Origin of the sequence: Thermomonas hydrothermalis (genome assembly GCF_900129205.1) — a bacterium.
In the GTDB taxonomy this organism is placed as follows: domain Bacteria; phylum Pseudomonadota; class Gammaproteobacteria; order Xanthomonadales; family Xanthomonadaceae; genus Thermomonas; species Thermomonas hydrothermalis.
Genome location: NZ_FQUK01000017.1, coordinates 12,839 through 31,085, shown reverse-complemented (window position 1 = coordinate 31,085; position 18,247 = coordinate 12,839). Strand labels below are relative to the sequence as shown.

The 18,247-nt window shown below is 66.0% G+C and carries 19 protein-coding genes; 10 read left to right on the top strand and 9 right to left on the bottom strand.

Annotated elements, in window-relative coordinates; translation table 11 throughout:
* The 3 genes from trmD to BUA29_RS06310 all read left to right on the top strand — a co-directional run bounded on the left by trmD (position 1) and on the right by BUA29_RS06310 (position 2,018).
* Positions 1-774, top strand: coding sequence for a tRNA (guanosine(37)-N1)-methyltransferase TrmD (gene trmD / locus BUA29_RS06320; protein WP_072755768.1), 774 nt, complete (start codon positions 1-3; stop codon positions 772-774).
* 240 nt (positions 775-1,014) lie between these two features.
* On the top strand, positions 1,015-1,422 hold the full coding sequence (rplS, locus tag BUA29_RS06315; RefSeq protein WP_072755767.1) for a 50S ribosomal protein L19: 408 nt from the start codon (positions 1,015-1,017) through the stop codon (positions 1,420-1,422).
* Positions 1,423-1,598: 176 nt separating this feature from the next.
* Positions 1,599-2,018 (top strand): RNA-binding S4 domain-containing protein, encoded by a 420-nt coding sequence (locus BUA29_RS06310; RefSeq protein ID WP_072755790.1) that lies wholly within the window; start codon positions 1,599-1,601, stop codon positions 2,016-2,018.
* A gap of 33 nt (positions 2,019-2,051) precedes the next feature.
* Here BUA29_RS06310 and BUA29_RS06305 read toward each other — a convergent pair whose 3' ends face one another.
* The 3 genes from BUA29_RS06305 to BUA29_RS06295 all read right to left on the bottom strand — a co-directional run bounded on the left by BUA29_RS06305 (position 2,052) and on the right by BUA29_RS06295 (position 4,606).
* Entirely contained in the window at positions 2,052-2,405 is a 354-nt protein-coding gene (locus tag BUA29_RS06305) for a hypothetical protein (protein ID WP_072755766.1), read from the bottom strand.
* On the bottom strand, positions 2,402-2,890 hold the full coding sequence (locus BUA29_RS06300; protein WP_072755765.1) for a bactofilin family protein: 489 nt from the start codon (positions 2,888-2,890) through the stop codon (positions 2,402-2,404). Before BUA29_RS06300 ends, BUA29_RS06305 begins: the two co-directional genes overlap by 4 nt.
* 105 nt (positions 2,891-2,995) lie before the next feature.
* Entirely contained in the window at positions 2,996-4,606 is a 1,611-nt protein-coding gene (locus BUA29_RS06295) for a carboxyl transferase domain-containing protein (RefSeq protein ID WP_072755764.1), read from the bottom strand.
* A gap of 116 nt (positions 4,607-4,722) precedes the next feature.
* Between BUA29_RS06295 and rlmD the strand changes: the two genes are divergently transcribed.
* The 6 genes from rlmD to BUA29_RS06265 all read left to right on the top strand — a co-directional run bounded on the left by rlmD (position 4,723) and on the right by BUA29_RS06265 (position 9,410).
* Entirely contained in the window at positions 4,723-6,066 is a 1,344-nt protein-coding gene (rlmD, locus tag BUA29_RS06290) for a 23S rRNA (uracil(1939)-C(5))-methyltransferase RlmD (protein ID WP_072755763.1), read from the top strand.
* Positions 6,067-6,068: 2 nt separating this feature from the next.
* The gene (locus BUA29_RS06285) at positions 6,069-6,605 is read left to right on the top strand and encodes a CYTH domain-containing protein (protein ID WP_072755762.1); all 537 of its coding nucleotides are present in this window, start codon (positions 6,069-6,071) and stop codon (positions 6,603-6,605) included.
* A complete protein-coding gene (gene nagZ / locus BUA29_RS06280) occupies positions 6,596-7,648 on the top strand; it encodes a beta-N-acetylhexosaminidase (RefSeq protein ID WP_084602378.1) in 1,053 nt (350 codons plus the stop codon). Before BUA29_RS06285 ends, nagZ begins: the two co-directional genes overlap by 10 nt.
* Positions 7,645-8,202, top strand: a complete 558-nt coding sequence (locus tag BUA29_RS06275) for a hypoxanthine-guanine phosphoribosyltransferase (protein ID WP_072755761.1) — start codon at positions 7,645-7,647, stop codon at positions 8,200-8,202. The genes nagZ and BUA29_RS06275 overlap by 4 nt, the downstream gene beginning before the upstream one ends.
* A gap of 33 nt (positions 8,203-8,235) precedes the next feature.
* Positions 8,236-8,985, top strand: a complete 750-nt coding sequence (locus BUA29_RS06270; RefSeq protein ID WP_072755760.1) for an S-methyl-5'-thioinosine phosphorylase — start codon at positions 8,236-8,238, stop codon at positions 8,983-8,985.
* Between the two features lie 218 nt (positions 8,986-9,203).
* On the top strand, positions 9,204-9,410 hold the full coding sequence (locus BUA29_RS06265) for a cold-shock protein (RefSeq protein ID WP_072755759.1): 207 nt from the start codon (positions 9,204-9,206) through the stop codon (positions 9,408-9,410).
* Between the two features lie 131 nt (positions 9,411-9,541).
* On the opposite strand, the gene BUA29_RS06260 is transcribed toward BUA29_RS06265, so the two are convergent.
* The 3 genes from BUA29_RS06260 to BUA29_RS06250 form a co-directional block, all read right to left on the bottom strand.
* Positions 9,542-9,817, bottom strand: a complete 276-nt coding sequence (locus tag BUA29_RS06260; protein WP_072755758.1) for a hypothetical protein — start codon at positions 9,815-9,817, stop codon at positions 9,542-9,544.
* Positions 9,818-10,028: 211 nt separating this feature from the next.
* Positions 10,029-10,334, bottom strand: a complete 306-nt coding sequence (locus BUA29_RS06255) for a hypothetical protein (RefSeq protein WP_072755757.1) — start codon at positions 10,332-10,334, stop codon at positions 10,029-10,031.
* A 187-nt stretch (positions 10,335-10,521) separates the two neighbouring features.
* Positions 10,522-11,697: a thiolase family protein gene (locus BUA29_RS06250; protein ID WP_072755756.1), complete on the bottom strand. Its 1,176-nt coding sequence runs from the start codon at positions 11,695-11,697 to the stop codon at positions 10,522-10,524.
* Between the two features lie 194 nt (positions 11,698-11,891).
* Between BUA29_RS06250 and BUA29_RS06245 the strand changes: the two genes are divergently transcribed.
* On the top strand, positions 11,892-14,798 hold the full coding sequence (locus BUA29_RS06245; protein WP_178137900.1) for a S8 family serine peptidase: 2,907 nt from the start codon (positions 11,892-11,894) through the stop codon (positions 14,796-14,798).
* Positions 14,799-14,856: 58 nt separating this feature from the next.
* Here the strand turns inward: BUA29_RS06245 and BUA29_RS06240 are convergent, their stop codons facing one another.
* The 3 genes from BUA29_RS06240 to BUA29_RS06230 all read right to left on the bottom strand — a co-directional run bounded on the left by BUA29_RS06240 (position 14,857) and on the right by BUA29_RS06230 (position 18,198).
* Positions 14,857-16,014 carry an isovaleryl-CoA dehydrogenase gene (locus BUA29_RS06240; protein ID WP_072755754.1) on the bottom strand — a complete coding sequence of 386 codons (1,158 nt, stop codon included), beginning with the start codon at positions 16,012-16,014 and terminating at the stop codon, positions 14,857-14,859.
* A gap of 109 nt (positions 16,015-16,123) precedes the next feature.
* A complete protein-coding gene (locus tag BUA29_RS06235) occupies positions 16,124-17,221 on the bottom strand; it encodes a Glu/Leu/Phe/Val dehydrogenase dimerization domain-containing protein (RefSeq protein ID WP_072755753.1) in 1,098 nt (365 codons plus the stop codon).
* A gap of 158 nt (positions 17,222-17,379) precedes the next feature.
* Entirely contained in the window at positions 17,380-18,198 is an 819-nt protein-coding gene (locus BUA29_RS06230) for a ChaN family lipoprotein (RefSeq protein WP_072755752.1), read from the bottom strand.
* Between the last annotated feature and the right edge of the window lie 49 nt (positions 18,199-18,247).

The following is an 18,247-nucleotide window of genomic DNA, read 5'->3' as shown; positions in this document are numbered from 1 at the left end:
ATGCGGTTCGATGTCATCAGCCTGTTCCCCGAGTTCGTGGCCCAACTGGCCGGGCATGGGGTGGTGGGGCGCGCCGGTGAGCGCGGCCTGCTGACGCTGCATGGCTGGAACCCGCGTGATTTTGCGGAAGGCAACTATCGCCGGGTCGATGATCGGCCGTTTGGGGGTGGCCCCGGCATGGTGATGATGATTGATCCGCTGCGTGCGGCGCTGGCCGCGGCACGTGCGGCCGATCCCGCCCCGGCACGGGTGATTTACTTAAGCCCGCAGGGGCAGCGGCTGGATCAACGCAAGGTGCGCGAACTGGCCACCCGTCCGCGCCTGATTCTGCTGTGCGGCCGGTACGAGGGCGTGGACGAGCGGCTGATTCAGGCCGAGGTGGACGAAGAGCTGTCGATCGGTGATTACGTTCTGTCCGGGGGCGAGCTGGCTGCCGCGGTGGTGATCGATGCCGTGGCGCGGCTGCTGGACGGCACGCTGGGCGATGCCGAGTCGGCGGGGCAGGACAGTTTCGGTGAGGACGGCCTGCTGGATTGCCCGCATTACACACGGCCTGTCGAGCATGCCCTGGGGCGTGTGCCGGAGGTTCTGCTCTCGGGAGATCATGCGCGGATCGCCCGCTGGCGGCGGCAACAGGCACTGGGCCGCACCTGGTTGCGGCGCCCGGATTTGCTTGACGAAGCCTCGCTGTCGGCCCAGGACCGCGCCCTGCTGGAGGCCTTTCGCGCCCAGTGGGTGCAGGCCACCGGCGAGCCGCCGGACGGGGATGCCTGAGGCAGGCCATCCCTGGATGAGGGTGTCCCGGATCTGATCCGGGGGCATCAAGGTCAATCCACGGTTTTCCGGGGTGTCCAGTCGGCAAACAGGAACGGTTTTCTGCTATAATGCGCGGCTGGGCTTGTTTGCCCAGATGTGTTTTTCATGCCATGACGCGGGTCCGCGTGCACTCGCGCAACAACGATTCCAACAGGCGCGTACTCAAGGTACGCAACGACTCAAGACAGGTTGATCCCAATGAACAAGCCCTCGATCCATACCCTTGTCCAGGACTTTGAAGCTGCCCAGGTGGCCCGTCAGCTGCCCGAGTTTGGTCCTGGCGATACCGTCGTCGTCAACGTCAAGGTGAAGGAAGGCAACCGCGAGCGCGTGCAGGCCTATGAGGGCGTGGTGATCGCCAAGAAGAATGCCGGCCTGAACTCCTCCTTCACCGTGCGCAAGATTTCCCACGGCTACGGTGTTGAGCGCGTGTTCCAGACCCACAGCCCGGCGATCGAGTCGGTCGAGGTCAAGCGCCGCGGTGCCGTGCGCGCCAGCAAGCTGTATTACCTGCGTGGCCTGGAGGGCAAGAAGGCGCGCATCAAGGAAGACCTGGCTGGCAACGCCAAGGCCAAGGCGGCCGCCGCCGCTGCTGCCGCCGAATAAGACAGGCAGCGCGTCACTGCGGCAGACGGCCACCTTCGGGTGGCCGTCTGCGTTTAGGCAGAACCTTCGGTCTTGTCGCTGGCGCCAGGGCGTTTCCGAGCGTTTCACGGATTCCCGTCGGCGACAGATGGCCGATCATGAATCGTGCCGTGTGCCCCGGCTTTTTTGAGATTTCCATGCCTCTACGTCAGGATCCGTTGGCGATGCAGACCCCCGGCGTACGGCTGGATGTGTGGCTATGGGCAGCGCGCTTCTTCAAGACCCGGGCACTGGCCAAACAGGCCGTGGAAACCGGCAAGGTGCTGGTCGGTGGTCAGCGTGCCAAGCCGGCACGCATGGTACGGGTTGGCGACAAGCTGCACATCACCCGGCAGCCGGAGCAGTTTGAAGTGGACGTGCTGGCACTGGCGCAGGTGCGCGGCCCGGCGCAGGTGGCCCAGACACTGTATCGGGAATCCGAAGCGTCGCGTGCAGCGCGCGCCGAAGCGCGGGCGTTGCGCGCTGCCGAACGTGCGGGATTCCAGCCACCGCAAACCCGACCGGACAAACGGGCCCGTCGTCTGCTGCGGGCTTTGGGTGATTTCGACGCGCTTTGATCGGCGCTGGCGATCGCCGCGATGGTATGCGGATCAGTGCCGGCGGCGCGTCTTGGCGGTGACCGGCACCGCCTCCACGGTCACGCTGAATGTGCGGGATTGGCCCGGAAGAACCGCGCCGACACCGGCGACGTGGCGACCGACTTCCTCGCCGCGCTCGTTGCGGATCACCACCACCATCGTGTACTCGAAGCTGCCTTGTTCATCACCACGCAGGGTGCCTTCCACCTGCAGCGGAATGAAGCGTTGCTCGGCGTCACGGGTGGCCGCATCGAAACGCAGATGACCGCGGCAGGCCGGGCAGACCGCCGAGCTTTGCAGGATGGTGGTTTTGCAATGCGGGCAGATCCGGGTGGCGCCTGCCTCGCCCGGGGCGGGCGCGCTCATGCGCTGCCGCCGGTCTCCGTCTTGCCGGCTGGTTTGGCGTCCTTGTCCCAGCCGCACTCGACATGTCCGCGGATACGGCTGCCCGCCGCGACGGTCAGCGAGCCCGCTTTGATGTCGCCATTGAGCGCACCGCTGGACAAAAGCTCCACGTGCTGGGCCGAGGTGATGTTGCCGTCCAGTTCGCCCGCCAGAATGACCTTGCTGGCGGTGACGCTGCCGGCCACTTTGGCGCCCTGATCGATGTTGAGGTTGCCCTGGACGTTCACGTCCCCCTTGAACTTGCCGGCGATGCGGATGTGACCGCTGCCTTCGATCTTGCCTTCGATGGACAGGTCAGCGGCGATCACTGACTCGCGTGCCGGGGTTTCGGCGGCACGGGCAGGCGCCCCTTGCGGTGCGGCCAGATCGTGTAGATGGGTGGGCGGGTCGAAGCGCGCAGGTTCGGCTTTTTTCGGAGCCGGTGCCGAATCTTTCCACATGGCCATGGGCTGCTCTCCACAGAAAGAACTGCTGAGCCTATCACCACTGGCAGCGCTGGTGCGCCTGAATGGGCGGGTGCAATGCCGGGTGTGTTCTATGTGTGATTCCTGTCACATACGGAAGACGCCAAACCGGCTGGGCCCCTCGATCGGCGCGTTGAGGGCGGCCGACAGCCCCAGGCCTAGCACGCGGCGGGTGTCCACCGGGTCGATGATGCCGTCGTCCCATAGCCGCGCGGTGGCGTACCAAGGGCTGCCCTGGTGCTCGTACTGCTGCCGGATCGGTGCCTTGAACGCCTCTTCTTCTTCCGCCGTCCAGGTGCCGCCCTTGGCTTCGATGCCGTCGCGCTTGACCGTCGCCAGCACGCTGGCTGCCTGTTCGCCGCCCATCACGCTGATGCGGGCATTGGGCCACATCCACAGGAAGCGGGCGCCGTAGGCGCGGCCGCACATGGCGTAGTTGCCGGCACCGAAGCTGCCGCCAATGACCACGGTGAACTTGGGCACGTGCGAGCAGGCCACGGCGGTCACCATCTTGGCGCCGTCCTTGGCGATGCCGGCCTGCTCGTACTTCTTGCCGACCATGAAGCCGGTGATGTTCTGCAGGAACACCAGCGGGATGCCGCGCTGGTTGCACAGCTCGATGAAGTGCGCGCCTTTCAGGGCGCTCTCCGCAAACAGGATGCCGTTGTTGGCGACGATGCCGACCGGGTAGCCGTGCAGATGGGCGAAGCCGGTCACCAGCGTCTTGCCGTAGCGCGCCTTGAACTCCTGGAACTCGCTGCCGTCGACGATGCGGGCGATCACCTCGCGTACGTCGAACGGTCGGCGCAGGTCCTTGGGCACGATGCCGTACAGCTCTTCGGCCGGGTACAGCGGCTCGCGCACCGGCCGGGTTGCCACCGGCAGGACTTTCTTGCGGTTGAGTGAAGCGACGATGCCGCGGGCGATCTCCAGTGCGTGGCGGTCGTCCTCGGCGAAATGGTCGGCGACTCCTGAAATGCTGGTGTGCACGTCGGCGCCGCCCAGCGTCTCGGCATCGACCACCTCGCCGGTCGCGGCTTTCACCAGCGGCGGGCCACCGAGGAAGATGGTGCCTTGTTCCTTGACGATCACCGATTCGTCGCACATCGCCGGCACATACGCACCACCGGCGGTGCAGCTCCCCATCACCACCGCGATTTGCGGGATGTTTTCGGCGCTCATCCGGGCCTGGTTGTAGAAGATCCGGCCGAAGTGCTCCTTGTCCGGGAACACTTCGTCCTGCAGTGGCAGGAAGGCGCCACCGGAATCGACCAGATAGACGCAGGGCAGGCGATTCTCGCGGGCGATGTCCTGCGCACGCAGATGTTTTTTGACCGTCATTGGGAAGTAGGTGCCGCCTTTGACGGTGGCGTCATTAGCCACGATCACCACTTCCTGGCCCATCACCCGGCCGATGCCGCAGATGATGCCGGCAGCGGGGGCGGCGCCGTCGTACATGTCCTCGGCAGCCAGCGGCGCGATCTCGAGAAACGGCGAGCCGGGATCGAGCAGGGCATCGATGCGCTCGCGCGGCAGCAGCTTGCCGCGCTCGGTGTGACGGGCGCGTGCCTGCTCGCCGCCGCCAGCCGCCGCACGTGCCAGACGGCGTTGCAGCTCCTCTGCGAGGGCGCGGTGATAGGCAGCGTTGTCCTGAAACTCCGGCGAGCGGGGGTCGATATGCGTGGGCAGCGCAGGCATGGGCGAACCAAGGATTGGGAAACCTGCACAGGATACCCCGCCGGATTGCGGCAACGCCTGCGGCCCGGGCGCACGTCTGCGACAATGATCAGCCTTGTTCTCGACATGCGGTTGCAGTGGCCCGATTCGACCAAACCCCAACGACATTGACCATTTCCGATCTCAGCCATGACGGACGCGGCGTGGCGCGCTGGCCGCAGGGCCATCCGCAGGCCGGCAAGACCGTGTTCGTGGCGGGCGCCCTGCCTGGCGAGACTGTGCTGGCCCGACAGACCGCGCGTTCGCGTCATTTTGACGAGGCCCAGACGTTGGAGGTGCTGACGGCCTCGCCTGACCGGGTCGTGCCACGCTGCCCACATTTTGGTACCTGTGGCGGCTGCGTGCTGCAGCATCTGGCCGAAGATCGTCAGATCGCCTACAAGCAGCAGGTTCTGCTGGACAACCTGCAACGGATCGGTCACGTCGCCCCGCAGCAGGTGCTGCCGCCACTCCGGGCCGAGGCCTGGGGCTACCGGCGCAAGGGGCGCCTGTCGGTGCGCCGGGTCGAAAAGAAAGACAAGACCCTGGTGGGGTTTCGTGAACAGGATCCGCGTTTCGTCGCCGACCTGCGTGAGTGTCACACCGTGATCCCGGAGCTTGGCCTGAAGCTGGCGGCGCTGGGCGCGCTGGTCGATGGGTTGGCGGCGCGGCGCGATATTCCGCAGATCGAGTTCATCGCCGGCGATGACGCCATTGCCTTGGTGTTTCGCCATCTGCAACCGCTGTCGGAGCGCGATCGGGCGGCGCTGGCGGCGTTCGGCCAGGAACACGGGTTTGCCATTTTCCTGCAGCCGGGCGGCGTTGATTCCGTGCATCCGCTGACGGACGACGTGCCGCTGGCGTTCCGGCTGCCGCAGTGGGATGTGGTGCTTGAGTTCCGCCCGCTGGACTTCATCCAGGTCAATGCGCGTCTCAACGAGATGATGATCGCGCGTGCCCTCGACCTGCTCGAGGTGCAGCCGGGCGAGCGCGTATTGGACCTGTTCTGCGGGCTTGGCAACTTTACCCTGCCGCTGGCGCGGGTCTGCCGTGACGGGCAGGTCGTGGGGGTCGAGGGCGACACCGGGCTGGTGGCGCGGGCGCGGCACAATGCCCGCCGTAATGGTTTGGACAATGTGCAGTTTCATGCGGCTGATCTGGCGCAGGACCTGGCCGGTCAGCCGTGGTTGAAGGCTGGCTTCGACCGGCTGCTGCTGGATCCCGCCCGTGCCGGCGCGATCGAAGTGCTGCGCCAGCTGCCTTTGAACGGGCTTCAACGCATCGTCTATGTCAGCTGCCATCCCGGTTCGCTGGCGCGCGATGCCGGGTTTCTCGTCAACGACGCTGGTTGGACGCTGCGCGCGGCCGGGGTGATGGACATGTTTCCACATACCGCGCATGTGGAATCGATCGCGGTGTTCGATCCGCCGCGCAGGAGGTGAGCATGGGGCTGGAAATCGAGCGCAAATTCCTGGTGCGTGGCGACGGCTGGCGCCACGCGGCGCAGCGGGTCGTGCCGATGGCGCAGGGCTATCTCAATGATGTCGGCATGGTCGATCGTGGCGACATGCGCGCCTCGGTGCGGGTGCGGATCGAGGGCGACCAGGCCTTCCTCAACATCAAATCGCGCGAGCTGGGCGCCCGGCGGCAGGAGTTCGAATACCCAATCCCGCTGGAGGATGCGCACGCGCTGCTTGCGCTCTGCGTCGGTGGGCTGGTGGTGAAACGGCGTCACTATGTGGAGCATGCCGGCCGCGTCTGGGAAATCGACGAGTTCGAAGGCGATAACGCGGGGCTGGTGGTGGCCGAGATCGAACTGGAGGACGTCCAGGCCACCTTCGAAAAACCCGACTGGCTGGGCCCGGAAGTGACCGATGTGCCGCGCTATTACAACCTGGCGTTGGCGTCGCGCCCATTTTCGCAATGGCGTGACGAGGAGCGGCAGGCCAATGACGTGAAGGATGCGCCGACATGCTGCTGATTGGCATCGCCGGGCCTGCGCTTGCTCCGCGTGAACGCGACTGGTTGCAGCATCCCGCCTGCGCGGGCGTGGTGTTGTTTGCCCGCAACTTTGTCTCGCGCATGCAGCTCACCGAGCTGACCCAGGCGATACGCGAGGCAGCGCCGCGCCCGCAGCTGATCTGCGTGGATCAGGAGGGTGGCCGGGTGCAGCGTTTTCGCGATGGCTTCACCGCCTTGCCGGCACTGCACGGGTTCGAGGCACTGTATCGACAGGATCCCGATTCGGCGCTCGCCTTGGCACGCGAACACGCCTGGCTGATGGCCAGTGAGTTGCGCGCCAGTGGCATCGATCTCAGCTTCGCGCCGGTGCTGGACCTAGCGCGCGGCAATCGCGCCATCGGCGACCGCGCCTTCGCGGCCGATCCGCAGGTGGTGGCGGCATTCGCCCAGGTCTATGTGGCGGGGATGCACGAAGCCGGGATGGCCGCCACCCTCAAGCATTTTCCTGGCCACGGCTCGGTGCTCGAGGACACCCATTACGACGTTGCAGTCGATCCACGGCCGCTGGATGTGCTGCGTGCCGAGGATCTGCTGCCGTTTGCGGCGGGTATTGCCGCCGGCGCCGATGCGGTGATGATGGCGCACGTGATTTATCCGCAGGTGGCGCCGCAGCCGGCCGGCTGCGCACCCCGTTGGATCGAGGATATCTTGCGGGGCGAGCTGGGCTTTCGTGGTGTGGTGTTGTCCGATGATTTGGGGATGGCAGCGGCCGGCGCCACCGGCGATTTGGCCGCCCGCATTGATGCGCATCTGCAGGCGGGCTGTGATGCGGTGCTGGTCTGTCAGCCCGGCCAGGTGGACGCCGCGCTGCAGGCGGTGGACCGGCGACCGCTCAACACGATGGCGCTGGTCGGTCTGCTGGGGCGTGGCGCGCTGGGCTGGGACGGGCTGCTTGCCGATGCCCGTCATGCGCAAAGCCAGACACGGCTGCAGGCGGTGCAGTGGCAGCCCTCGGCAGAGGGCGCAAGATCAGGCGCGATTTTTTCCGGAGATGTGGCATGACTGGGCCAAAACTGGCCGATGCGCTGGCGTCGGCACGCAAGCTTTTTGATCGTGACGTGCTGGAGTCGGCGATCGCACGCATGGCCGATGAGATTCGCGCGGCCTATGACGATGGCGAAGTGCCGTTGTACATCACGGTGATGCATGGCGGCTTGCCGTTTGCCGCACAACTGGCCATGGCACTGGGTGCGCGCGGGCTGGATCTGGAGTTCGACTATTTGCACGCCACCCGTTACCGCGGCCAGACCAGCGGTTCACGTCTGGCCTGGCTGCATCGTCCGGCTACGCCGATGCGCGGGCGCAGGGTGCTGCTGGCGGATGACATCCTCGACGAAGGCCACACCCTGCTGGCCATCAAACAGTGGTGCGAAGATCAGGGCGCGCGCGAAGTCCGGGTGGCAGTGCTGGCCGAAAAAGTGCACGACCGCTGCGTCGAAGGCATCCACGCCGATCACGTCGGGGTGCGCGTGCCGGACGCCTACGTGTTCGGCTACGGCATGGACTATTACGAGCAGGGCCGCAATCTGCCGGCGATCTATGCGCTGGGCGATTGAGACATCCGCTGCCGGCTGACACGGAAGACAGGCATGAGCATCGAACTTGCAGTCATTGGAGGCACAGGCGTCTACGCATTGGGCGAACTGGCCGATGTCGAAACCCACCAGCCGGACACCCGTTATGGGCCGCCATCCGGGCCGGTGCGGGTGGGAACGCTTGCCGGCAAACGGGTGGCATTTCTTGCTCGCCACGGCGAGGGCCATTCACTGCCGCCGCATCGCATCAACTACCGGGCCAACCTGGCGGCATTGCATGCGCTTGGGATCACCCGGGTGCTGGCGCTCAATACCGTCGGCGGCATCACCGAGCGGTTTGGCCCGCGCGTGCTGGCCTGCCCAGACCAGCTCATCGATTACACCTGGGGTCGTGTGTCCACCTTCTGCGAAGAGCCGGGGACCGAGGTGCTGCATGTCGACTTCGGGGATCCCTACACCCCGGCCTGGCGGCGGCAGATCCTGGACGCAGCGCAGCGTGCCGGCGTGGCGGTGATCGATGGCGGGTGTTATGGCGCCACCCAGGGGCCGCGTCTGGAGACACGGGCCGAAATCGCGCGGATGCGCCGGGACGGCTGCGATCTGGTTGGCATGACCGGCATGCCGGAGGCAGGATTGGCGCGCGAGCTGGGGCTGGACTATGCCTGCCTGGCCATCGTCGCCAACTGGGCGGCGGGGGCCGGCCCGGAGCCTGACGAGGTGATCACCCTGAAGGATGTGCTGGACAACGTCGCCGCTGCGATGGATGGGGTCCCGCGGATCCTGCATTGCCTGCTGTCGGCCTGAACGGGCGTGCCTGCATACCCGTCGGGCAGGGCAGGCCGGTGGGTTGATTCCGCTGGCGCGGAGGTGGAGGCAATCACGGTTCCACAGATCAACGGCAGCGCTGGCCTGGTTTGCGGTCGCGGTGTGATCCGGCATACTCGCGGCGTGTCGCTGGACTGCGACACATTCCCCCACACTCCGGTCCATCACCACCCGCAATCGCAAGAGGTTTTCGCATCATGCAGTACGGCACCGTGAAGTGGTTCAACGACGCCAAGGGGTTCGGATTCATCGCACCCGAGGATGGCAGCGCCGATGTCTTCGTGCATTTTTCCGCGATCGACGCCAAAGGGTTCCGCACCCTGAAGGAAGGGCAGCGCGTCAGCTTCGAGGTGCAGCAAGGCCCGAAGGGACTGCAGGCGGCAGCGGTCAAAGCGGTCCCCTGATCCTGCCATCACCCAGCCTGTTAGAACCCCGCCTTGCGCGGGGTTCTTTTCGGGCGGATCAGATGCACCGCAAAAAAGAACAGGGCCCGCCGAAGCGGGCCCTGTTGTGACAGCACGAGGCTGAAGAAAGATTACTTCTTCTCGCCTTCGGCAGCCGGAGCAGCGGCGGCGTCAGCAGCCGGAGCGGCCGGAGCAGCGGCGGCGTCAGCAGCCGGAGCAGCGGCGGCGTCAGCAGCCGGAGCGGCCGGAGCCTCAGCAGCCGGAGCAGCGGCGGCGTCAGCAGCCGGAGCGGCCGGAGCCTCAGCAGCCGGAGCAGCGGCGTCAGCAGCCGGAGCAGCCTCTTCCTTCTTGCAGGCCGACAGAGCCAGGACGCCAGCGGCGAGGAGCACGAAAAGCTTGTTGTTCATGGAAATCTCCAAGGGTTGTCTGATTTGGAACTTAAGGTGGGTGGAACTTCAGGCAACGCCAGTGCGCTTAGCGAACCGGCTTGCACCGGTGGGTCGTTCACTGACTTACGTATTTCCCGGTCGCCCGGGACACGAAAAAACCGCCGGCGTTCCGACGGCTCTTTCGAATTCTAGCAGCAATACGGCGGCAAAGACTCCTCCTGCCGTCGGATTACTTCTTGTCACCGGCTTGCGCAGCCATGGCGGCCTTTTCGGCTTCGTCCGCCGCCTTCTGCGCTTCTTCCGGGGTGGCTGCCGCGTCGGCCGGTGCCGCTTGGGCCGCCGTGTCGGCCGCAGGGGCTTCCGCCGTCGCATCAGCCGCCTGGGCGGCCTGGGCGGTGGCCGCATCCGCAGCCGCCTGCTCGGTGGCCGGCGCCGCGCCGTCATTGGCAGCCGCTTCGGTGGTCGGTTCCGACTTGCTGCATGCGCTCAGGGCAACGCCGAGGGCCATGGCCAGCAGGATCTTGTTGATCGACATGTTGCGGTACCTCTTTATGAATGGGGCGCGGAAACAAGGTGCGGCTACCATAATGGCGTGTTGGCGTCGCGTGTCAAGTGGTCTGGTGCATTTTTTTGTTCAGATGCGGGAATGCGTCTGAGCAAGGCCTGGGCGTGCCCATCTTGCAGATGCCAACCCGTGCAGAATCCGGCGCAGAGCCTAAGCGTCAGAGCAGTTCTACCGCCATCGCCGTGGCTTCGCCGCCCCCGATGCACAGGGACGCCACACCGCGCTTGCCGCCGCGGGCCTGCAGGGCATGGATCAGCGTCACCAGCAGGCGGGCGCCGGAAGCACCGATGGGGTGGCCCAGCGCCAGCGCGCCGCCGTTGACGTTCAACTTCTCGTGCGGAATGCCCAGGTCGGTCATCGGCGCCATTGCCACGCAGGCAAAGGCTTCGTTGATTTCGAACAGATCGACGTCGGCCACCTGCCAGCCGGCCTTGTCCAGCACACGCTGGATGGCACCGACCGGGGCGGTGGTGAACCACTCCGGCGCCTGCGACTGGGTGGCGTGGGCTTTGATGCGGGCCAGTGGCGTGACGCCAGCCGCAGCGGCAGCGTCGGCCGACATCACCACCAGCGCGGCGGCGCCGTCGGAGATCTTGGAGGACGATGCGGCGGTCAGTACGCCGTCCTTGCTAAACGCCGGGCGCAGGTCGGGAATCTTGGCCGGATCAATCTTGCCGGGCTCTTCGTCCTTGCTGATCACGACCTCGCCCTTGCGGGTCTTGACGGTCACCGGGGCGATTTCGGCATCGAAGGCGCCGGCCGCCTGGGCGGCCTGGGCGCGACGTGCGCTTTCAGCGGCATAGGCATCAACGGTGGCGCGGTCGTAGCCGTACTTGGCGCAGGCGGCATCGCCGAATACGCCCATCGCCTTGCCGTCGTAGGGGTTGGTCAGGCCGTCGTAGGCCATGTGGTCGAGGAACTCGGCGCTGCCGTAGCGGATGCCGGTGCGCGAGCCGTTGAGCAGGTGCGGGGCATTGGTCATCGACTCCATGCCGCCGGCCACCACGGTCTGTGCCGAGCCGGCCTTGATCAGGTCGTGCGCCAACATCACCGCCTTCATGCCGGAGCCGCAGACTTTGTTGATGGTGGTGCAGCCGGCGGCATCGGGGATCCCGGCGCCGCGCGAGGCCTGCCGGGCCGGGGCCTGGCCCAGGCCGGCCGGCAGCACGCAGCCCATGATCACTTCGTCCACCCGTTCGGCAGACAGGCCCGATTGCGCCAGTGCGGCGGCAATGGCGGCGCTACCCAGTGTCGGCGTGGGCACGCCGGTGAACTGGCCGAGGAAGGAACCGATGGCGGTGCGCTTGGCACCGACGATGACGACGTCGCTCATGGGCTGCTCCGTAGGGGTGGGGCCCGGTAGGGGCCGGAAAGATCTCAGATTATGGCGCGAAACCGCGGCACATGTTGCAACGCCACATCGTGCCTGCCAGGGATTGCAGGTGCGGGCAGAAACGGCTTACAACTCGCGTCGGTCTGGCGGTGACGACCGCGTTGCTGCGGCCAAGAGTCGCAAGGGGAAATATCGTGAAGACGAATCGTTTGGATGTCCGGATGTGCCATCACGCCGTGGCGATGCTGCCCTGTGTCATGGCCGTGCTGCTGACTGCCTGCGGTGGCGGGGGTGGGGCGGTCCGTTCTACGCCGCCGCCGGTCACACCGGGGGGCGGCATCGGGTTCACTCCGACAGTGACCATCGACAGCAGTCTCGTGGTCAATCCGCCAACCATTCCAACCCTGTCTGGGCCGGCCAGCCTGCCGCAGTACAGCCGCCATCTGGTGCTGACAAATGCGGCCGGCGCCTTGGGGGCCGGGCTGACAGGGCAAGGGGTGACCATCGGTCTGCTGGATACCGGGGTGAACCGGCAGCATCCGGCTCTGAATGGCCGGGTCACGGCCAGCTTCATCCATGTGAATCCGGCCACCAACGATACGACGGTGGATGATAAGGTCGGTCATGGCACGGAGGTGGCTGAACTGGCCGCAGGCAAAGGGGTTGGAAGCTGGGGCGGTGGCGTGGCGCAAAACGCCAGCATCGCTTCCTCACGCATCATCAGCGATTCACCCCCGTCCGATGACGGCTCCGGTGCCGGCAATGAGATCCATGCGGGCGAGGGGTATGGGGATTTCTTCCGGGCGGTCAATGCCGAGCTGGCCAATGCTGGTGCCCGCATCATCAACAATTCCTGGGGTGGTCTGTACTGGAACGATCCATTGTTGACCCAGGAGTTGGCCACGGCTTGGCGGGATTTCGTGGTCAACCGCGGTGGCATCATCGTCTTTGCCAATGGCAACAGCGGCGCAGACCCGCGCTATGCCGGTGAGCCTTCCGACAACGCCCGGCTGCCGACGCTGGCGGGTGATGCCGAGCTCGAAAAGGGGTGGTTGACCGTTGGTGCGCTTGATCCCGACAACCCCACCCAGCTTACGTCGTATTCCCAGCAGTGCGGTTCGGCGATGAACTACTGCCTGGTGGCGCCGGGCAACGTGATTTTCATCGACCCCAAGGCCAAGGTCGGAGACAGCAGCTATGCCCTCTACCAGGGGGGCGGGACTTCGTTTGCGGCGCCTCAGGTGTCAGGCGCTGCGGCGGTGGTGTGGTCGGCGTTCCCCTACATGAACAACGATCAGGTGCGGCAGCTGATTCTGGGCGCTGCCAAGGATCTGGGGGCGCCGGGGGTGGATCCGGTGTTTGGTTGGGGCCTGCTGGATGTCACCAAGGCCGCCATGGGGCCGAGCAACTTTGCCTGGGGCGATTTCAGCGTGTCGTTTTCCGGCAATTCGGTCTGGCGCAATCCCATCATCGGCAGTGGTGGTCTGATCAAGGGTGGGTCCGGCATCCTGACGCTGGCCGAGGCCGGGCTGTTTACCGGTGCCACCCGGGTGGATGCCGGTGGACTGGATGTGCGCAAGGGGCTGGCATCGAATCTGACTGTGGCCAGCGGTGCCACCGTCTGGGCCAGCGGTGCGTTTGGTGGCAACGTCAACAACGCTGGGCGGTTCCTGGTCGGTGCCAGCTCGCCGGCCAGCATCGCCGGCAACTACCTGCAGACGGCCAGCGGCACGCTTGGGGTCTGGTTGGGCAGCCCGCTCCAGGTGAGTGGGCAGGCCAGTGTCGATGGCACGCTGGCGGTGCTGGGCGTGCGCTCCGGCTATACCACCAGCGCGCGCGAGACGCTGCTGTCCGCCAATGGCGGTGTCCAGGGCCGGTTTTCCTCGCTCAAGGCGGCGTCCAACGTGTTCCTGGATGCCAGCCTGAGCTACAACCCCAACACGGTCTTTCTCGATATCAACCGTATCGACGTCAGCAAGGCGGTGGCGGCACTTGGTCTGGGTGGGGTCAGCCTGGTGAGTGCCGGACGTATGGAAGCGGCGATGCAGGCGATTGATGCCCAGCTTGGCGGCCTTGCCGCGCCGACGATCGGCACCGGGTTCATCCAGGCCGCCGGTGCTTTCCAGCAGACTGCAAGCGCCACGCAGGCCGATCTGTCGCTGCGCAGTCTGTCTGGTCAGCTCTATGGCGCATCGCTGGCGTTGACCCTGGACGGCATCGACGCCGGCCGGCAGGCGCTTGCGCAGCGGTTGTCGCAGCTGGCGGATGCGCCGGCACGGGCGGGAGGCTGGTCGCAGGATCTGGCAGGCGGTGGGCAGCTGGCCCGGTCTGGTTTCGACACGGTCGGTCTGCAGAGTGGTGGGCAGCTGATCGGCAATGACTGGCGCCTGGGTGAGCGCGCCCTGGTGGGTGTCACGCTCGATCGCCAGACCCAGCTGGGTTGGCTGGATACGCTGGGCGACCGCAGTCGTGGCGTACAGCAGCAGGTGCAGCTGTATGCGATGCGACAGGACGGCCCGTGGCAGTGGCAGGCGCAGCTGGTCGGGGGCGGGTTCCAACGCCAGGTCCAGCGGACCCTGCTGCTGGGCGCGCTGCGTGATCCGGTGTTCGGCCGCATGCACGGCAGCTATTGGGGGGCGAGCACGGAGCTCGGCTGGCGGTGGTCACACGGGGCACTACGCCTGACGCCGTATCTGGGCAGCGACTACGTGCGCGTGCGCAATGGCGGCTTTGCCGAAACCGGCGACACCGGGTTCGGCTTGCAGGCGCGGCAGTGGGACAGCGGGCGCTGGCAGGCGCTGGCGGGCGTGCGGGCGGCGCAGCACTGGCGGGTGGGCGATCTCGCAGTGAGCGCTGATGCCTACCTTGAGCAGCGGCGTACCCTGATGACCTCGGGGCGATTGTTTGAGGCCAGCTTTACCGGGCTGACCCAGTGGGCGCCGATGCCCGGGATGTCGCTTGCGCCCAGCCGCCGTCAGTTCGGGATTGGGCTGGATGTGCAGCAGGGTGACCGCGGCTGGTGGCGTCTGGATCTGACCCGTCGCAGCGACGGGCTGGGTCAGGCCGGCAACGTCCAGCTACAGGCAGGCTACCGGTTCTGATGGTCGGCAACGATGGCGCCTGCCCGATGCGCGGCGGGCGCCTTCCGCAGAGATTTCGTTAGTGATTGCCGGCAAACAGCTCGCGGCCGATCAGCATGCGGCGGATTTCGTTGGTGCCAGCGCCGATGGCGTACAGCTTGGCGTCGCGTAGGATGCGGCCGGCCGGATAGTCGTTGATGTAGCCATTGCCACCGAGCGACTGGATGGCTTCCAGCGCCACCTGGACTGCCGCCTCGCTGGCATGCAGCAGGCAGGCGGCGGCATCGACGCGGCTTTTATGGCCGGCGTCGTAATCGCGTGCCACCTGGTAGGCAAAGGCGCGTGAAGACTGCAGCGCGGTGTACATGTCGGCGATCTTGGCCTGCATCAGCTCGAAGGTGCCGATCGGCTGGCCGAACTGGCGACGTTCGCGCACGTAGGGCAGGGTGAGATCGAGTGCGGCCTGCATCAGCCCGATCGGCCCGCCCGTGAGCACCAGGCGCTCGGTGTTCAGGCCGCTCATCAGCACTTTGACGCCGTTGTTGACCTCGCCCAGGACGTTCTCCTGCGGGATCTCGCAGTTTTCGAACACCAGCTCACAGGTGTTGCTGCCACGCATGCCCAGCTTGTCGAGCTTCTGCGCGGTGGAGAAGCCTGGCATGCCTTTTTCGACAATGAAGGCGGTCATGCACTTGCTGCCGAGCTCGCGGCTTGCGGTGCGCATGTAGACGATCAGCACGTCGGCATCGGGGCCGTTGGTGATCCACATCTTGTTGCCATTGGCCACCCAGACATCGCCCTTGCGCTCGGCGCGGCAGGCCATCGATCCCACCACGTCGGAGCCGGCGCCCGGTTCGCTCATGGCCAGTGCACCCACCCACTCGCCGCTGCACAGCTTGGGCAGATAGCGGGCGCGCTGGGCTTCGGTGCCATTGGCGTAGAGGTTGCTGACACACAGGTTGGAGTGGGCGCCATAGGACAACCCCACCGAGCCGGAAGCACGGCTGATTTCCTCCATGGCCACCAGATGGGCCAGATAGCCCATGCCGCTGCCGCCATATTCGGTTGGAACCGTCAGGCCAAGCAGCCCCATTTCACCCAGCTTTGGCCACAGGTCGGGCGGAAACGCGTTATCCGCGTCGATCTGTGCAGCGCGCGGGGCGATTTCGGTTTCGGCAAAGCGGCGCACCGCTTCGCGCAGGGCATCGATGTCGTCACCTAAGGGGAAGGGGCGCATGCGGGGGTGCCTGGGGTTGAGAGGTTGACGGGGAAGGCCGAAGGCAAGGGCTGCGGTGCAGCGTCAAGACGGGCATGCGGGGTCAGGCCGCGCATGCCCGTGCACAGGATCAGCCGCGGATCCGGCCTTGGAAGCGGGTATGGCCGCGTCCCATCGGCAGTTTCAGGCGGCCGATCTTTTCGATCCGCTCCTCGGCCAGGCGGTCGGCTGCCTTGTAGGTGGGGATGCCGTCGCGCTCGGCGATCTCATAGATGCGGGTAAGGTTGTGATAGATGGTGCGCATCATGCGCATGGCGCGTTCGCGGTTGTAGCCGTCCAGCTCCAGCGCCACGTTCATCACGCCGCCGGCGTTCACGGCATAGTCCGGCGCATAGAGGATGCCGCGGCGGGCCACTTCATCGCCGATCTCGTTGCTGGCCAGCTGGTTGTTGGCAGCGCCGCAGATGATCTTGCACTTCAGGCGCGGCAGGGTCTGCTCGTTGACGGTGCCGCCCAGTGCGCACGGCGAATACACATCGGCCGGGACGTCATAGATATCTTCTGGCCCGACGGCTTCAGCGCCGTATTCGGAGACCGCTTTCTCCACCAGTGCCGGGTTGATGTCGGTGACGAAAATTTTGGCGCCGCGCTCTTTCAGCAACTTCACGTATTCCATGCCGACGTGGCCCAAGCCCTGCACGGCATAGCTGTACTTGCCCACGTCCTCGTTGCCGAACTTGCGGTTCAAGGTGGCCATCAGCCCTTGCAGGGTGCCGTAGGCGGTGAACGGCGAGGGATCGCCCGAGCCGCCATGCACCTGGTGCACGCCGGTCACGTATTCGGTTTCCCGGTACACGTATTCCATGTCGTTGACGTCGATACCGACGTCTTCGGCGGTGATGTAGCGGCCGCCCAGCGAATCCACAAACTTGCCAAACGCGCGGAACAGCGCCTCGGACTTGTCCTTGGCCGGATCACCGATGATCACCGCCTTGCCGCCGCCGATGTTGAGGCCGGCCACGGCGTTCTTGTAGGTCATCCCGCGCGACAGGCGCAGCACGTCGTTGAGCGCGTCCTGTTCGCTCTTGTACGGCCACATGCGGGTGCCACCGAGCGCAGGGCCAAGCACCGTATTGTGGATGGCGATGATCGCCTTCAGGCCGGCGTCCTTGTTGTGGCAGAACACGACCTGTTCGTGGCCGTAGGTGTCGAGCGTTTCAAAGATCATGGCAAAGCTCCGGGCGGTGCCGAACCGGCACGGCCGCTGGCAGTGGAAGGGAACGTCTGGTGTGGCTGCGGCGGGACTGCGCCCCGCTGCACCGCCTATTTTAGGTCATCCCGGTGTGTCGGGCCTGCATACGTCAAGGTATGGGTGCATTGCACCATTCAGCCGTTGCGCGCCGGTGCCTTGAACCCGGCGCAGGGATCCGGGCGCGGGAATGTTGGAATGCGCCGGACAGCATCAAATACCCGGGCATCGCCGGAGGGCTCCAGGAAGCCCACGGCCTGTGCGGCCAACCCCTGTTGGCGCAGCCAGTACGGCACTGCAATGTCGCGGCGCACATGCCCGTTGCCGGCGATCAGCACCACGCCGCGGTCGGCGTGAGTGCGCAGCGTCTCGGCCATCACCACGTCGCGGGCGATCTGTGCTTTCGCCATCGGCGCCACCAGCGATTCCGGCAGTGCGCCGCAGTGGCTGTCGCGCACTTCGTTTTCCTGCGCGGCCAATACCTCCGCAGGCAGGTTGTCGAGCCGGTAGCGGGCGATGATGTCCGCTGGCAGTGCTGCGGCAAAGCCGTCTTTCACCACCTTTGACGCATCCGCGCGCGACAGATTGGCGGCCAGCAGTGGCAGCCGGTATTCAAGTGCCAACTCAATCACGGGCGCATAGAACGTCCAGTTCCAGCCTGATGGCGAAGGCGATACCCGCGCTACTACGCAGGTGGCATCTGTGCACGTGCGCATCGCTGCGTCCAGCGCAGGTTGCTGGTCGGTGTCGAACTGTTCCATCGCAATCGCCGGCCGCCAGCCCGAGGCCAGTTGGGTGCGCAGCCAGTCCAGACGTGCCGCGTGCCCTGCGGGGTTGTCGTGCACTTCGCCCAGCAGAAGCAGGCGCGGCGTGGGTGATGGGTGTGAAGGTGATTGCAGGCAGCCGGTCATCAGGATGACGGCGGCCAGCAGCGGGAACGTGAAGCGTGAGCGCATGGATCGGATATCCGGATCGTGAGAGCGCCATCCTAACCCCGCGCTACAA

Bases quoted from the DNA above. Each gene is read 5' to 3' on its own strand.
- trmD (WP_072755768.1), top strand. From the start codon at position 1: ATGCGGTTCGATGTCATCAGCCTGTTCCCCGAGTTCGTGGCCCAACTG.
- rplS (WP_072755767.1), top strand. From the start codon at position 1,015: ATGAACAAGCCCTCGATCCATACCCTTGTCCAGGACTTTGAAGCTGCC.
- BUA29_RS06310 (WP_072755790.1), top strand. From the start codon at position 1,599: ATGCCTCTACGTCAGGATCCGTTGGCGATGCAGACCCCCGGCGTACGG.
- BUA29_RS06305 (WP_072755766.1), bottom strand. From the start codon at position 2,405: ATGAGCGCGCCCGCCCCGGGCGAGGCAGGCGCCACCCGGATCTGCCCG.
- BUA29_RS06300 (WP_072755765.1), bottom strand. From the start codon at position 2,890: ATGGCCATGTGGAAAGATTCGGCACCGGCTCCGAAAAAAGCCGAACCT.
- BUA29_RS06295 (WP_072755764.1), bottom strand. From the start codon at position 4,606: ATGCCTGCGCTGCCCACGCATATCGACCCCCGCTCGCCGGAGTTTCAG.
- BUA29_RS06285 (WP_072755762.1), top strand. From the start codon at position 6,069: ATGGGGCTGGAAATCGAGCGCAAATTCCTGGTGCGTGGCGACGGCTGG.
- nagZ (WP_084602378.1), top strand. From the start codon at position 6,596: ATGCTGCTGATTGGCATCGCCGGGCCTGCGCTTGCTCCGCGTGAACGC.
- BUA29_RS06275 (WP_072755761.1), top strand. From the start codon at position 7,645: ATGACTGGGCCAAAACTGGCCGATGCGCTGGCGTCGGCACGCAAGCTT.
- BUA29_RS06270 (WP_072755760.1), top strand. From the start codon at position 8,236: ATGAGCATCGAACTTGCAGTCATTGGAGGCACAGGCGTCTACGCATTG.
- BUA29_RS06265 (WP_072755759.1), top strand. From the start codon at position 9,204: ATGCAGTACGGCACCGTGAAGTGGTTCAACGACGCCAAGGGGTTCGGA.
- BUA29_RS06260 (WP_072755758.1), bottom strand. From the start codon at position 9,817: ATGAACAACAAGCTTTTCGTGCTCCTCGCCGCTGGCGTCCTGGCTCTG.
- BUA29_RS06255 (WP_072755757.1), bottom strand. From the start codon at position 10,334: ATGTCGATCAACAAGATCCTGCTGGCCATGGCCCTCGGCGTTGCCCTG.
- BUA29_RS06250 (WP_072755756.1), bottom strand. From the start codon at position 11,697: ATGAGCGACGTCGTCATCGTCGGTGCCAAGCGCACCGCCATCGGTTCC.
- BUA29_RS06240 (WP_072755754.1), bottom strand. From the start codon at position 16,014: ATGCGCCCCTTCCCCTTAGGTGACGACATCGATGCCCTGCGCGAAGCG.
- BUA29_RS06235 (WP_072755753.1), bottom strand. From the start codon at position 17,221: ATGATCTTTGAAACGCTCGACACCTACGGCCACGAACAGGTCGTGTTC.
- BUA29_RS06230 (WP_072755752.1), bottom strand. From the start codon at position 18,198: ATGCGCTCACGCTTCACGTTCCCGCTGCTGGCCGCCGTCATCCTGATG.